We start from the raw sequence: 13,284 nt of genomic DNA, 5'->3' as shown, positions 1-13,284 counted from the left end.
AGAGCCGAGCCCATGCTCGGCTGCTTTCGTTTCCGGACCGGCAAACCCGTCCGGTTGCTGTTGTAGAGCCGAGCCATGCTCGGCTGCTTTCGTTACCGGCCACGGTAGCCCACCCGCCACGTGTCCCACCAAGAACTCCCCGCCATGACCGCCGTTACCCCGTCCAGCGCCGCCGCCACCCCCAGTGAGATCGTGCAGTCGCCGCTGCCACGCCTGAAGATCACCGAGATCTTCACCTCGCTGCAGGGCGAAGCCGATACCGCCGGCTGGCCGACCGTGTTCGTGCGCCTGACCGGCTGCCCGCTGCGCTGCCAGTACTGCGACACCGCCTATGCCTTCCATGGCGGCACCTGGTGGGACATCGACGACATCGTGGCCGAGGTGCTGGCCCAGGGCGTGCGCCACGTCTGCGTGACGGGCGGCGAGCCGCTGGCGCAGAAGCGTTGCCTGGTGCTGCTGCAGAAGCTCTGCGATGCCGGCATGGATGTTTCGCTGGAGACCTCCGGCGCGCTGGACGTCAGCGCGGTGGACCCGCGCGTATCGCGCGTGGTCGACATCAAGACCCCGGGTTCGGCCGAAGTGGCGCGCAACCGCTGGGACAACCTGCCGCTGCTGACCGCCCGCGACCAGATCAAGTTCGTCATCTGCAGCCGCGAGGATTACGACTGGGCCAAGTCCCTGCTGGCCGAGCACGATCTGGTCAAGCGCTGCACGGTGTTCTTCTCGCCGAGCAAGGGCGAGATCACCGCGCGGCAGCTGGCCGACTGGATCGTTGAAGACCGGCTGCCGGTGCGCTTCCAGATGCAGTTGCATAAAATCCTGTGGAACGACGAGCCGGGCCGATGAGCCGGCGCAGCGTTCCCTGATGTAGCTCCGGCGCGGGACAGCGTGCTGGCTTTCCCCTCCCAACCGGATGTTTTACCCATGAAGAAGGCAGTCGTGCTTCTCTCCGGCGGCATGGATTCAGCCGCCGTCATCGCCATGGCCCAGGAACAGGGCTTCGCCGTGCATGCCCTGAGCGTGCGCTACGGCCAGCGCCACACCTCCGAACTGGATGCCGCCGCCCGCGTGGCCAAGTCCCAGGGCGTGGTCGCGCACAAGACCGTGGACGTGGACCTGCGCAGCATAGGCGGCTCGGCACTGACCGATGACATCGAGGTACCCGAGGCCGGTGGTGCCGGTATCCCGATCACCTACGTGCCGGCACGCAACACCATCATGCTGTCGCTGGCGCTGGGCTGGGCCGAAGTGCTCGGTGCCAATGACATCTTCTGCGGCGTCAACGCCGTGGACTACTCCGGCTACCCGGACTGCCGCCCCGAGTTCGTGGCTGCATTCCAGGCACTGGCCAACCTGGCCACCAAGTCGGGCGTGGAAGGTGCGGGCATCAAGGTGCACGCGCCGCTGCAGTTCCTCAGCAAGGGCCAGATCGTCAGCGAAGGCGTGCGCCTGGGCGTGGACTTCGGCCTGACCGTGTCCTGCTACAACGCCGACGCCAACGGCGCCGCCTGCGGCCACTGCGATGCGTGCCGCCTGCGCGCGCAGGGTTTCGCCGAAGCCGGCGTGCCGGACCCCACGCTGTACGCCTGAGGTGATGGGGCTGATGCCCCAATGGTGGGTGCGAACCGTTGGTTCGCACTCTCTGTCCCGGCGCTACCGGCGGCTGGAGTCTGGTAGTGCCGGCCGCTGGCCGGCAGCCTCATCAGGCAACCACCCCGATGCCTCGATGAATGCCCGCACCGCCCCCGCATCGGCATAGTCCAGCTCGATCATCCGCGCGATACCGGCCTTCTCGTCGGCCTGCTGGCGCATGTACTCCTGCGCGATGCGATACCCAGCGTAGTACCCCACATCACTCACCCCGAATGGATTGCGGGCGCTGTTGTAGAGCCAGTTGTCGAGGTTACCCCCGTCCATCTCTGCAATGAAACGCGTGCGGATGTCCGCCTCATGCGCGGGTCCGTAGCTGTACAGCGGAAGCGCCGGCCGACGCCCACTCAGTCGTTCGGCCACGTACTCGGCAACACCCTCGCGCACCGCGTACTGGGCCAGGCTGCCGGTGGTCTCGCGCTGCTGGGTATGCACGTACTCGTGCAGGTTGTTCTGCGCGTTGTTCGCCCCCGGACGGCTGTCGTAGAAGATCCGTAGCCGCTCGCGCATCTTTTCGGGCAGTTCGCTCACGTCCACGCGCTCATCGCCCAGCGCCATCTCGGCACCGATCAGCACCTTGTCGCCTAGCGTGGTGCCACCGGTGCGCAGTACACCGACTGCGTAGGTGATGGTGGCCGGGCGCAGGGCAGGGTAGAGCGCACGGAACGCAACCAGATCGCGCTCCGGCGAGGCACTGGCCAGCTTCGCGTTGGCGGTGAGCGGGCGTACCGAGGTCCAGAAGCGCGGCCACGCGTTCATGGCTTCGGCGTACTCGCGGGCGGTGTAGTTGCGCACCTGCATCAGCGCATGCAGGCCGGGGCTGCCCGGATCGATGTAGCGCTGCTGGACCAGCGCCACCCGTCGCTCGGCGTCGGGCTCGGCGCGCACAGCGTCATAGGTGGCCCAGAAGCGGCCGATGTCGTCGGTGACGACCTTGGATGGGGCGGCCAGTGCCGTGCAGGGCAGCAGCAGGGCGGCAATGAGGCAGAAGGGCAGGCGCATCCACAGCTCCGGGGGAAGGATCGCAGATGAGATGCAGCGTTGGTCCGAAAGGTTTAGGTCGGCCGCCCGGATCGGGTAGTGCCGGCCGCTGGCCGGCAACCTCGACGCACCAGGGTTTCACCCGGCCCGGCAAAGTAGGGTAGAATGCCCACCCCGCCGAAAGGCTGGGGCAGTGCAATGGGCCGTTAGCTCAGTCGGTAGAGCAGAAGACTTTTAATCTTTTGGTCGAAGGTTCGAATCCTTCACGGCCCACCAATTGCATCAATGACTTAGGCGCCCTTGCGGCGCCTTTTTCATATTTCCGGAAAAATTAAGTGGTTCCACGCTCGAGCACGTGCGGCTTATGAGGCGGTTGAACCACCGGCAGTTCGTGCTCGTATCGCTGTCGCATCTCTGTGGTGACGTGACCACATGCGTTCTTGCGGCGCCTTCGGTGACGCCCCGATGTTGTAGCCCACACAAGGCCAAACGCTTGGCGTCGGATGTGACCGACGCAAATACCTCGGTGATGACGCACCGGAGCATCCCCCCAGTGGGTGAAGCTACCTGCCTGCGCCGCTGCTGGCCCATATCTTCATTTCCTGTCTGAAGAATCAAAATTCTGCCGACATTGGCGGAATTCCTCCGCATGAGCCACTACCCATGTCCACATGGGAATCATCAGTACAAGAAGGTCCTTGCCCAGCGCTGTGATGCTGTACTCCACATGTGGCGGGACTTCGCGGAGATCCCGCCGGCTGATCAACCCGTCACGTTCCAATTGCCGGAGGGTGCGCGTAAGCATGCGCTGGGTGATCCCCTTCATCCGTCGCGCGACCTCGGCATGACGCAGCGTTCCATACACGCCAAGCGCATGGATGATACCCAGGGACCAGCGGCTACCAGCGTGCGCTAGAACCTCCCGGCGCAGTCCATCTTCGTCCTCGCTCATCCCGTCGCATATGGCTTGAGAGTGCCTTAGGAGTTCTTCCGGACTCATGAACGGTGCGGTCGGTATCATCGATGTGCCTTCTTACGTGTGGGCCATTAGGCGGGCAGAATCGCCGCCATCGTACACACACAAGGCGATTTCCATGTCATCTCATATCAGCACTACCCCCTCTCGGTCGATCCTGGTGCTCGGCGCAGGCGAGCTTGGAATGCCTGTCATCCGGAACCTTGCACGTTTGGCCGTAAGTCATCCAGGTACACGGATCAGTGTGATGCTACGGGCGACGTCGATCGACTCAGAACTGCCGGAGAAGCAGCGGGTGGTCGATGAAATCCGCGCCTTGGGGGTGAATATCGTTGCTGGCGATCTGGTAACTGAATCAGTAGAAGCGTTGGCGGCCACTTTCGCGCAGTTCGACACAGTGATTGGATGCACCGGCTATGCCGCAGGCCGCGATACGCCAATGAAGGTCGCGCGTGCGGCGGTGAAGTCTGGTATTCCCCGCTACTTCCCTTGGCAGTTCGGTGTCGATTTCGATGCCATTGGGCGCGGTGGCCCTCAGGATCTTTTCGACGCCCAGCTGGACGTGCGCGAGTATCTGCGTTCGCAGACTGCGATGGATTGGGTGATCATCTCCACTGGGATGTTCACCAGCTACCTCTTCGAGCCCGACTTCGGTGTGGTCGACCTGATTGGGCATAAAGTGAACGCCCTGGGTTCGGCGAGCAACGCTGTCACCTTGACCACGCCGGATGATATCGGCGCAATGACAGCGCGCATCGTGTTCCACACACCTGCGATCCGCAACGAGATCGTGTATCTGGCAGGTGACACCATCCGCTACGGCGACCTTCCGGATATTCTGCAGAAGGCGTTCGGCGAACCTTTCGAGCTGACGATCTGGGGTGTACCCCAGCTCATGCAGGAACTGGCTAACGACCCGGGCAACATGATAAAGAAGTATCGCGCGGCCTTTGCCCAAGGCAGGGGCGTTGCGTGGGATGTGGAACGAACCTTCAATGCGAAGATCGGGGCCGAGCTGCAGGGCGTGCAGGCATGGCTGGATTCCAACGTGCAGCGCTCCTGATTTGCTGCTGGGTTGTGAGGAGGCGCCTACTGGGCGCCTTTCTCATTGCCGTTCCCGACCGCACGCTCACGATGGTTGTACGTCGCGGCACACCAGTTCGCCAACGGCTCGGCAACCGGCGTCAAACGGTGGAGTCTTGGTCGTGGATCCCATGCATATCGCTTGAGACGCCGGAAAAATTGTCGAGTGAGCTTAGGACCTGCAATGGTTTCACGCTCGATGGGCGGAAATATAGATCGGCGCAAACGGTTGTTTTCAAAGGAAGCGCCAGCCTTCTTTTAATCTTTTGGTCGAAGGTTCGAATCCTTCACGGCCCACCAATTGCATCCAATGACCCAGGTCATTCAGAAGGGCACCGCAATGCGGTGCCTTTTTTGTTGCGCTTTTCCACGGCAACTACTTCGTCCGCGCAGTCTTCGCTTTAGCCGCCGCCGCGTCAGCAGCCTCCTGTGCGGCCGTTGCCGCTGCATTCGCAGAACGTGCCGCCTCCGCTCTTGCCGCCTCGAAATAGGTGAGCCGCTGCAGACTGGTTCTGCGTTCCAGTTCCATTGCTGCGGCGAAGCTCTCCGGATGCTTTGCAGCACAGGCCTCCTGCACCAGTTGCACGGCACGATCAGACAGCCCGGGCTGGATGTTGCCGAGCAGGCAATCGGCATACGGTACGGGCGCGGCCGAGCTGGCGGCCAGCGCGGCGATGAGCAGGGCACTCAACATGCAAACCTCCTTGTAGGTTTCGAAGGGACTGGCAACCAGTCCGTCCCAAGTATGGACCGGATCTGGGTGCAACGGCGGCTACGCCGGCCGGATATCCCGGCACACCCGTTCCGCCAGCCCGCGGCAGGCGAAGAACAACCCATCGATTAGCCCCTCATCCAGATGGCGGTCGGGCGTGGCCATCGACCGGCAGCGTTCCGCGGCGTGCAGCATTTCCGCCACGGTCAGCATGCCAATGGCGGCACGCTCCGCGTGTGCCATGGCCTGTTCCCGCCCGGGCGGCAGATCGGTTTCCGGCCAGGGCAGACCGTCGGCGCCGTCGCCATCGCGGATGCCCTTGAGGCATCCCCATAATGCGCATCCACGAATGGCGTGGATCTACTTTCGCCTGAGAACAATCGCTGCGATGACGGCTGCGATGCCGACCGGGATCAGGACGACCGCCAGAAGAATGATCCAGTGCCAAATGCTGAATCCCCCCATGTCCCAACTCCTTGTAGGAAACGATGAATGCTAGCAAACGTGATTGCAGTCATTTCCCGATACAGTTCAAGCATCGCGCAGCGCCGTAGCATACAGGCAGGCTTGCCGAATCGGCCGACGCCTTGGTCTTGGCGTTATGCTCGGCACTTTCCCAGGATGGGCCGCTCCATGCGCTTGATCGTGCTGTCGCTGTTTTTGTCCGCTGTCTCCGCCGGGCCGCTGATGGCCGCCGAAACCGCGTCGCCCGCTGCCGCAACTCCTCTGGTCATCGGCGAGACCTTCACCATCGAGTCGAAGGCGCTGGGCGAAACCCGCCGCATCAATGTTTACCGCCCGCAGCCGTGGGGCCTGGATCCGAAGGCGCCGCTGCCGGTGCTGTACATGGCCGATGGCGGCATCGGTGAGGACTTCCTGCATGTGGCCGGGCTGGTGCAGGTGCTGAGCGGCAACGGCAGCATGCGTCCGTTCCTGCTGGTCGGCATCGAGAACACCGAGCGCCGCCGCGACATGACCGGCCCCAGCAACGACCCGCAGGACCGGAAGATCGCGCCGCGCATTGGTGGTTCGGCGGCCTACCGCGCGTTCCTGCGCGAAGAGCTGATGCCGCAGGTGCGCCAGCGCTACCCGACCACCGACGAGCGCGCGCTGATCGGTGAATCGCTGGCCGGCCTGTTCGTGGTCGAGACGCTGCTGCAGGAGCCAACGTTGTTCAACAGCTACATCGCGCTGGACCCCAGCCTGTGGTGGAACCGTGGTGCAATGCTGGCCGGGGCGGCCAAGCAGCTGCCGGCGGTGACGCGTGCGCAGCCGCGCGTATTCCTGGCCAGCAGTGGGCAGCCGGAGCTGGCCGCATCCACTGCACGACTGGCCGAGTTGCTGCAGCAGGCTTCGCCGTCGCCGCTGGTGAAGTACCTGCCGTTGTCGGAAGAAACCCACGCTACGATCTATCATCCGGCCGCATTGCAGGCGCTGCGCACACTGTTCCCGGCGCCGCCGGCCTCGCCCTGACCGCACTGGCAGCGGGTTGCGCACCATGCAAGGATGCGGCAGCGGCGCCATCCGGTGCGCCGCCCGCAATGGGAGCGTGTGGATGCAGCGTGTGCGTGGATGGAGTGTGGCGGCCTGCCTGGCCGTGAGTGGCTGTGCGATGTCGGTGGCGCCGCCGGCAGCGCAGAGTGAAGCGAAGGAGAGCCCGGCCGCCGCTGTGTCGGGCGTGGTGCTGCCGGATACCGAAGCGCTGCGCGTGCACGATCCGATCGGCCGCGATTATCCGGTCTGGGTGGCGTTGCCGGCCGACTACGCCGCACATCCAGAAAAGCACTATCCGGTGCTGTACGTGACCGACGCGCTGTACAGCTTCCCGCTGGTGCGCAGCGTGCGCAACCTGGTGGGCCAGAAGGGTGTCAACCTGGAGGATTTCATCCTGGTCGGGCTGCCGCCGCAGGAAGGGCTGACCTCCAAGCAGAGCCGCTCGCGCGATTACACGCCCAGTAATCCGGTGCGTACCGAGGGCTACTACAGTGATGACGTCACCTACGGCGGTGCCGCGCACTATCGCGATTTCCTGGCGGCGCAGGTGCTGCCGATGGTCGATGCACGTTATCGCACCGATCCCGCCCGGCGCATGTTCGCCGGTCATTCCTATGGTGCTCTGTTCGGCGCCTACGTGTTGACGACCCGGCCGGACATGTTCAGCACCTATGTTCTGTCGAGCCCGTCGTTGTGGTTCGACCACCTTCTGCTGCCGCGGATGCAGGATGCCGCTGTGATTCCGGCGCAGCCGACGCGGGTGCTGCTGTCGGTGGGAAGCTATGAGACGGACAAGCCAGGGCCGCGTTACTCAACCGGGAACGACATGCTGCGGCAGACTGCCGACTTCACTGCCCAGCTTGAGCGCAAGGGGCGCGAGCTGAAGGTGGACAACGTGGTGATCGACGGTGAGGACCACCTGACGGTATACCCGCGGGTGATCAGCCGTGCGCTGCTGGAAGTGTTGCCGGGTGAGGGGCCGTATACCGGCGGCTGATGACCCGTTCAATCCACGCCGACGAGAAGTGAAATCAGTAGATCCACGCATGCGTGGATGAATGCCTCACGCGGCCTGTGCATCCGGCCCGGTCAACACGCCCACATCGGCGTGGCGGAAGCACAGGCGGATGGCATCGAGCAGCTCGCTCATGCTGTACGGCTTGGGCAGGAAGTGGATGCCGGCGCGCAGCTGCGTCAGCACGCGATGCTGGTCCATGCCGGAGGTGACCAGGATCGGCAGCTGCGGCAGGTGCTCGCGCACGCGGTTGGCGGTTTCGATGCCGCTGATGCCGCCCAGGCAGACGTCGGTGAACAGCAGGTCGAACGGTTCACCGGCGTTGAGCAGGCCCAGCGCGGCCTCGGCGCTGCTGACAGCGGTGACCTGGCAGGCCTGGCTTTCCAGGGCGAGACGGCTCAGTTCCTGGGTTTCCTCGGCGTCCTCGATGAGCAGGACGCGCGGTTCCACAAAGCGCTTGGACAGCAACATGACGCGGCAACTCCGGACAACAGGGGGAGCAAAAGGCGCGCAAGTATGCGCAAGCCGGTAGTGATCCCGGCGTGCACGGCAAGCTAAGTGGGCGTTACAACCGCGTCTGGCGCCGGCGATGCACGTGCCAGGCCAGGATCGCGACCGCGAGCAGGGCGGTGCCGATGCGCAGGCCGGTGGCCTGCCAGCCCAGTGCAACGGCGTCATCAAGGCTGAACACGTTCCAGGCCAGGTTCATCGACACGTGCAGGACCAGGCCGCACCACAACGTGTCACCGTCGAGGTGGTCGAGCCAGGCGAAGATGAAGCCGCCCAGGGCGATCACCGCCCCGACGAACAGCGCGAGGCCGCCGCCGTCGAACCCGCCGAAACCCAGCCAGTGCACCCAGCCGAACAACAGCGCCTGCGGCAGTGCGAGCCATGGCCAGGGGGCGCGCACGATCTTCACCAGCAGCACGAAGCCGAGGCCGCGGAACAGCACTTCCTCGGCCAGTGGGAACAGCACTGCCAGCATCGTGGCGTCCAACGCGGTCAGCGCGGTGTTCGGTGAACCGAGCAGCGCCAGGCCCAGCCAGCAGGGCAGGCTGGCCAGCAGTACCCAGAACGGGCCGCCCCAGCCGTTGCCGCGCAGCCCCAGGCTGGTCATCAGGCCCATCCCGCGTGGCCGCAGCAGCGCGGCCAGCAGGAGTGCCACGAGCACGGCCAGCGCGTTGTCGAGCAGGCTGCCGCCGTAAGCAATGGGCAAGGCGGGAATCGGCGTGCCTGCGGCGGCTGCGATGTCGCGCAGATTCAGGCCAACGCCGACGCCGAGCAGCACCATCAGCAGGCGCGCGGCGCTGGGCAGGCGGGACAGGACGGTCATGCACGCACTCCCTGCGGAACCAGCATGCAGTGTGGAAGGGGCCGGGCACGCTGGCACGCGCCGGAAGTCCCTGTGCCATCGGTCATGTGTTGCCGCACAGTCATCACAGGGCAGGTACAGTCGTTACCAGACCGACAGGAGCAATGCCAATGCTGTGCCCCGTGTGCAAGACCCAGACCCTGCAGATGGCCGAACGCCATGGCATCGAGATCGACTATTGCCCTGGTTGCCGTGGTGTCTGGCTGGATCGTGGTGAACTGGACAAGATCATCGAGCGCGCGGGTGCGGGTAGTGCGGTACCGCCGCCCGCCCCGGCGCAGTCGCAGCCGGCCGCCGCGCCGCCGCCGGTGATGCATCGCGACACCCGTCATCTGGGCCAGCGCTACGAGGACAACCGGGGCCAGCAGTACAGCCACGGCTACAAGAAAAAGAAGAAGGACAGCTTCCTGTCGGAGTTGTTCGATTTCTAGTTTGTAGCGTCGAGCCATGCTCGACTGGATGTTGCAGGCCATAGTCGAGCATGGGTCGACGCTACATGGAGCGCGTGATCACGGCCGCCGCAGGATGAGCTCGCGGTCATGCGTGTCGCCGACGATGAAGTCGTACTCGCCGACCTTGCTGCACCCATAGCGCGCGTAGAAGCGCTGCGCGCCGAAGTTTTCTTCCCATACGCCCACCCACAGGGTGCGGCGCTGCGGCTGGTCCAGCCAGGCCATGAACGCGTCCATCATGCGTGCACCATGGCCGCCGTTCTGGTGTGCAGCCAGAATGTAGAACCGCTTCAGTTCGATGTCGCCCTCGCATGCATCCGTGTGCGGCAGGGTGTTGGCACCGGCGGCCAGATAGCCGACCACGGCGTCACCGTCCATCAGCAGCCAGATGGCACTGCGTGGGTCGGACAGTTCGATGCGCTGCGGTTCGCTGCTGTAGTGATCCTGCAGGAAATCGTGCAGGTCCTGCGGCGGATATGAGTCGCCCCAGGTCTCGGTATAGGTGGCGATGGCGATCGCCGAAAGCGTGTCGACGTCGGCGAGGGTGGCGCGGCGGATCTGCAACGACATGGCGGTGCCTGCATTGGAACGTGGCGCAGTGTAGCCGGCCCCGGCGGCTGCCGGGGCTGGCCACTGCTCACGTAACGCTGCTCAGAACCACATGCGCACGCCAGCGACCCAACGCGTGTCGCGCGCGTGGTCACCGGCATAGTCAGAGGTGTCGCCGAAACTGCGTTCGTGGCTGATGCCGATGTACGGCGCGAAGCGGCGGCTGAACTCATAGCGCAGTCGCAGCCCGGCTTCGACCTTGTTCAGGCCACGGCCGATGCCGTACTCCGGTTCATCCTTGGCTGCCACTGTGGCTTCCAGCAGCGGCTGCAGGATCAAACGGTTGGTCAGCAGCACGTCGTACTCGACTTCGGCCTTGGCCAGCACCTGGCCGCCGGAGCCCATGTACAGCGTGGCCGAGCTCTCGAACTTGTAGGGCGCCAGGCCCTGGATGCCGATGGCCGCCCACGTGCGGGAGTCGGCCGGTCGGAAGTCCTGGCGCACACCGACCAGCACGTCCCACCACGGCGACACGCTGCGGCCATACAGTGCTTCAAGCGACGATGATTCGGTGCGGCCACGGCTGCGTTCGCCATCGGTGCGCAGCCACAGGCGGTTGATGTTGCCGCCGATCCAGCCCGTGGCCTCCCAGGCCTGGCCGTTGCTGCTCTTGCCATCCCAATGCTCGAGGCGGTCGATCAGCAGCAGGCTGTTGATCTCCGGCGCATGCTCCATCGCACCGTGGGCGATGGGCGGGAATGCAGCGGCACGGTCGGCATCGGTAGGCACCGGGATCGGTTCGAGGGGTTCGGTCGGTGCGGGCGCGCCGTGGCCCATCGCCCCGTGGTCCATCTGCGAATGGTCCATCGCCGCTGGCTGCATCGCGCCATGGTCCATCTTCGAGTGGTCCATCGTGGAGTGGTCCATGCCGGCGTGATCCGCCGCACCCATGTCCATCTCCGAATGATCCATCTTTGAATGATCGACCGTTTCGGCCGGGGTCTTCGCGCTCTTCGCAGGCACGTTCATCGTGCCCATGTCATGGCCCGCGTGCGACTGCGCGAACACCGGCATTGCAGCAGCCAGGCCCAGCGCCAGCAGGCTTGGGGAAAGCAGTGAGCGGCTCATTCTTCGATCCTCACTTCGCGCATCATGCCCGCTTCCATGTGGTACAGCAGATGGCAGTGATAGGCCCAGCGGCCGAGCGCGTCGGCGCGCACGCGGTAGCTGCGGCGTGTACCGGGTGGCATGTCGATGGTGTGCTTGCGCACCTGGAATTCGCCTTGTGCGTTTTCCAGATCGCTCCACACGCCGTGCAGATGGATCGGGTGCTGCATCATGGTGTCGTTGACCAGCACGATGCGCATGCGCTCGCCGTAGTTCAGCCGCAGCGGCTCGGCGCTGGCGAACGGGATGCCGTCGAACGACCAGGAGAATTTCTCCATGTGGCCGGTCAGGTGCAGCTCGACTTCACGACTGGGCTCGCGGCCATCGGGGTCTTCGAACAGGCTGCGCATCGCGCCGTAGGTCAGGACCTTGCGGCCGTTGTCGCGCAGGCCGATGCCGGGGTCGTCCAGCTTCGGTTCGGTAGCCGAACTCTGCATGTCCACCAGCGGGTTGTTGCGCTCGCTGGGCGGGTGCTTTGGCGCCTTGCTGGCGGCATCACCGCCGCCATGCGCACCGTGGCCCATGCTGGCGCCGCAGCCGCCTTCCATGCCCTTCATCGCGGTCATGTCGTGGCCACCATGGCTACCCGCGCCCATGTCATGCCCCATGTCGCTCATGGTCAGCAACGGGCGCGGGTCGCGTGCAGGGATCGGCGCCTGCAGGCCATGGCGTACCGCCAGCGTGCCGGCAGCGAAGCCGGTGCGGCCCATGTCCTGGCAGAAGATGGTAAACGCGTCCTGGCCGGTGGGCTCGACCAGCACATCGTAGGTTTCGGCGGGAGCGATGCGGAACTCATCGATGCTGACCGGATGGATGTACTGGCCATCGGCGGCCACCACGGTCATCTTCAGGCCGGGAATGCGCACATCGAAGTAGGTCATCGAGGCGCCATTGATGAAGCGCAGCAGTACCTTTTCCCCGCTGCGGAACAGCCCGGTCCAGTTGCCGGCCGGGGCGGTGCCGTTCATCAGGTAGGTGTAGGTATGCGCGTTGATGTCGGAGATATCGGTCGGCGTCATCCGCATCCGGCCCCACATGCCGCGGTCGGACAGCGCGGCCGACCAGCCGTCGCGCTTCACGTCACGCAGGAAGTCGGGCAGCGTGCGCTTGTAGTAGTTGTCGTGCTCGGCAAGCTTCTTCATGCGCCGGAACAGCGCGCCCGGGTCCATGTCGGTCCAGTCGGACAGCATGATCACGTGCTCGCGGTCGTGGTGGTACGGCGCCGGTTCGGCCGGATCGATGATCAGCGCACCGTACAGGCCGGCCTGCTCCTGGAACATCGAGTGGCTGTGGTACCAGTAGGTGCCCGACTGCTTCAGCTGGAAGTGGTAGTGGTAGGTCTCGCCGGGGCCGATGCCGTTGAAGCTCAGGCCCGGCACGCCGTCCATGTTGGCCGGCAGCAGGATGCCGTGCCAGTGGATGGAGGTCGGGTGGCGTCCCAGCGTGTTGCGCACGAACAGATCCACGGTCTGGCCTTCGCGCCAGCGCAGGATCGGCGCGGGCAGCGAGCCGTTGACGGTGATCGCCGGGCGGGTGCGGCCGGTGAAATTGGCCAGCGATTCGCCGATGGCCAATTCGATGCGGGTGTCGCTGAGCACGGCGGGGGCGCCGGCCAGGCGTGGGGCAGCCGTGGCGGCGGCGAGCGCGCGCTGCGGCACGCCGACAGCGGCGATGCCGGCAACCACGCCACCGGCGGCCAGGCCCTGCACGAACAGGCGGCGCGACGGCATGGGCACAGCGCCCGGACCGGGGGGAATGCGGGTATTCATGGTGGTGACTCCAGACACGTAAAGACGCCGGCAGGTGGCCGGCTACGGTGCGCAGGGCGCACGG

15 protein-coding genes and 1 tRNA gene are annotated in these 13,284 nt (G+C 65.1%); 7 read left to right on the top strand and 9 right to left on the bottom strand.

Going from position 1 to position 13,284, the window contains the following annotated elements:
* Positions 1-144: 144 nt before the first annotated feature.
* Both queE and queC read left to right on the top strand, forming a co-directional pair.
* Positions 145-846: a 7-carboxy-7-deazaguanine synthase QueE gene (gene queE, locus AC5QAH_RS12525; RefSeq protein WP_010481613.1), complete on the top strand. Its 702-nt coding sequence runs from the start codon at positions 145-147 to the stop codon at positions 844-846.
* Positions 847-924: 78 nt separating this feature from the next.
* Positions 925-1,590 carry a 7-cyano-7-deazaguanine synthase QueC gene (queC, locus tag AC5QAH_RS12520; RefSeq protein WP_495232380.1) on the top strand — a complete coding sequence of 222 codons (666 nt, stop codon included), beginning with the start codon at positions 925-927 and terminating at the stop codon, positions 1,588-1,590.
* A gap of 63 nt (positions 1,591-1,653) precedes the next feature.
* Here queC and AC5QAH_RS12515 read toward each other — a convergent pair whose 3' ends face one another.
* Positions 1,654-2,652, bottom strand: coding sequence for a DUF2268 domain-containing putative Zn-dependent protease (locus tag AC5QAH_RS12515; protein ID WP_495232379.1), 999 nt, complete (start codon positions 2,650-2,652; stop codon positions 1,654-1,656).
* A 179-nt stretch (positions 2,653-2,831) separates the two neighbouring features.
* On the opposite strand from AC5QAH_RS12515, the gene AC5QAH_RS12510 reads away from it, so the two are divergent.
* Positions 2,832-2,907: transfer RNA gene (locus AC5QAH_RS12510), tRNA-Lys, on the top strand.
* A gap of 319 nt (positions 2,908-3,226) precedes the next feature.
* Here the strand turns inward: AC5QAH_RS12510 and AC5QAH_RS12505 are convergent.
* Positions 3,227-3,583, bottom strand: a complete 357-nt coding sequence (locus AC5QAH_RS12505; RefSeq protein ID WP_235650808.1) for a winged helix-turn-helix transcriptional regulator — start codon at positions 3,581-3,583, stop codon at positions 3,227-3,229.
* A 142-nt stretch (positions 3,584-3,725) separates the two neighbouring features.
* On the opposite strand from AC5QAH_RS12505, the gene AC5QAH_RS12500 reads away from it, so the two are divergent.
* Entirely contained in the window at positions 3,726-4,670 is a 945-nt protein-coding gene (locus AC5QAH_RS12500) for an aromatic alcohol reductase (RefSeq protein ID WP_111102134.1), read from the top strand.
* Positions 4,671-5,066: 396 nt separating this feature from the next.
* On the opposite strand, the gene AC5QAH_RS12495 is transcribed toward AC5QAH_RS12500, so the two are convergent.
* Positions 5,067-5,384, bottom strand: a complete 318-nt coding sequence (locus tag AC5QAH_RS12495) for a hypothetical protein (RefSeq protein ID WP_010481695.1) — start codon at positions 5,382-5,384, stop codon at positions 5,067-5,069.
* 78 nt (positions 5,385-5,462) lie between these two features.
* Complete coding sequence (locus AC5QAH_RS12490) at positions 5,463-5,645, bottom strand: hypothetical protein (protein ID WP_495232378.1); 183 nt, start codon at positions 5,643-5,645, stop codon at positions 5,463-5,465.
* A 390-nt stretch (positions 5,646-6,035) separates the two neighbouring features.
* On the opposite strand from AC5QAH_RS12490, the gene AC5QAH_RS12485 reads away from it, so the two are divergent.
* Together AC5QAH_RS12485 and AC5QAH_RS12480 are read left to right on the top strand one after the other, a co-directional pair.
* Entirely contained in the window at positions 6,036-6,875 is an 840-nt protein-coding gene (locus AC5QAH_RS12485; RefSeq protein ID WP_495232377.1) for an alpha/beta hydrolase, read from the top strand.
* Positions 6,876-6,957: 82 nt separating this feature from the next.
* Positions 6,958-7,893: an alpha/beta hydrolase gene (locus AC5QAH_RS12480; protein ID WP_495232376.1), complete on the top strand. Its 936-nt coding sequence runs from the start codon at positions 6,958-6,960 to the stop codon at positions 7,891-7,893.
* Positions 7,894-7,959: 66 nt separating this feature from the next.
* Here AC5QAH_RS12480 and AC5QAH_RS12475 read toward each other — a convergent pair whose 3' ends face one another.
* Both AC5QAH_RS12475 and AC5QAH_RS12470 read right to left on the bottom strand, forming a co-directional pair.
* The gene (locus tag AC5QAH_RS12475) at positions 7,960-8,382 is read right to left on the bottom strand and encodes a response regulator (RefSeq protein WP_049435667.1); all 423 of its coding nucleotides are present in this window, start codon (positions 8,380-8,382) and stop codon (positions 7,960-7,962) included.
* A gap of 94 nt (positions 8,383-8,476) precedes the next feature.
* On the bottom strand, positions 8,477-9,244 hold the full coding sequence (locus tag AC5QAH_RS12470; RefSeq protein WP_495232375.1) for a CPBP family glutamic-type intramembrane protease: 768 nt from the start codon (positions 9,242-9,244) through the stop codon (positions 8,477-8,479).
* Between the two features lie 149 nt (positions 9,245-9,393).
* Between AC5QAH_RS12470 and AC5QAH_RS12465 the strand changes: the two genes are divergently transcribed.
* Complete coding sequence (locus tag AC5QAH_RS12465; RefSeq protein WP_010481706.1) at positions 9,394-9,714, top strand: TFIIB-type zinc ribbon-containing protein; 321 nt, start codon at positions 9,394-9,396, stop codon at positions 9,712-9,714.
* A gap of 78 nt (positions 9,715-9,792) precedes the next feature.
* Here AC5QAH_RS12465 and AC5QAH_RS12460 read toward each other — a convergent pair whose 3' ends face one another.
* From AC5QAH_RS12460 to AC5QAH_RS12450, 3 genes are all read right to left on the bottom strand, one after another.
* Complete coding sequence (locus AC5QAH_RS12460; RefSeq protein WP_010481707.1) at positions 9,793-10,305, bottom strand: GNAT family N-acetyltransferase; 513 nt, start codon at positions 10,303-10,305, stop codon at positions 9,793-9,795.
* Between the two features lie 81 nt (positions 10,306-10,386).
* Positions 10,387-11,412 (bottom strand): copper resistance protein B, encoded by a 1,026-nt coding sequence (locus AC5QAH_RS12455; RefSeq protein WP_495232374.1) that lies wholly within the window; start codon positions 11,410-11,412, stop codon positions 10,387-10,389.
* A complete protein-coding gene (locus AC5QAH_RS12450) occupies positions 11,409-13,220 on the bottom strand; it encodes a copper resistance system multicopper oxidase (protein ID WP_197602278.1) in 1,812 nt (603 codons plus the stop codon). The genes AC5QAH_RS12455 and AC5QAH_RS12450 overlap by 4 nt, the downstream gene beginning before the upstream one ends.
* Positions 13,221-13,284 lie beyond the last annotated feature (64 nt).

It is taken from the genome of Stenotrophomonas sp. YJH_SMC_43 (genome assembly GCF_059372535.1).
The sequence above is the reverse complement of the archived record's forward strand: the minus strand, read 5'-3'. Positions and strand labels throughout refer to the sequence as shown.